The organism is Vibrio sp. 10N.222.46.A1 (genome assembly GCF_041473595.1).
Classification (GTDB): Bacteria; Pseudomonadota; Gammaproteobacteria; order Enterobacterales; family Vibrionaceae; genus Vibrio; species Vibrio tasmaniensis_A.
In genome coordinates this window covers 1-297 of the sequence record NZ_JBFRSN010001817.1, presented here as the reverse complement: position 1 = coordinate 297, position 297 = coordinate 1, and the positions used below count along the sequence as shown (strand labels likewise).

The following is a 297-nucleotide window of genomic DNA, read 5'->3' as shown; positions in this document are numbered from 1 at the left end:
TCCCAGCTCTGAATAACCATCAATAGGATTGATTGACCAGTACCGATCGCCTCACCCGTAGACAATGCACCCGATTCCGCTTGTAACCAACCGTCTGAACCACGGTTAACTTCAACACTCAGCTCTAGGTAGTTACGGTAATCCAGTAACTCTTCACCAAGAACTTGTGGAGAACGTTGACCCATATCGATATGCGGATTGACACGTTGGAACAACTTCGCCATTGCTTCTGAGAAGGTAAAGCGCGTTGATTCAAACAAGTCTTTGTGCTGCTCTTGCTGAGTCGCTAGCCCTGAT

1 protein-coding gene is annotated in these 297 nt (G+C 47.5%); it reads right to left on the bottom strand.

Annotated elements, in window-relative coordinates:
* The coding region (locus AB4496_RS29450) for a hypothetical protein (RefSeq protein WP_372133676.1) at window positions 1–297 on the bottom strand (297 nt) is incomplete at both ends.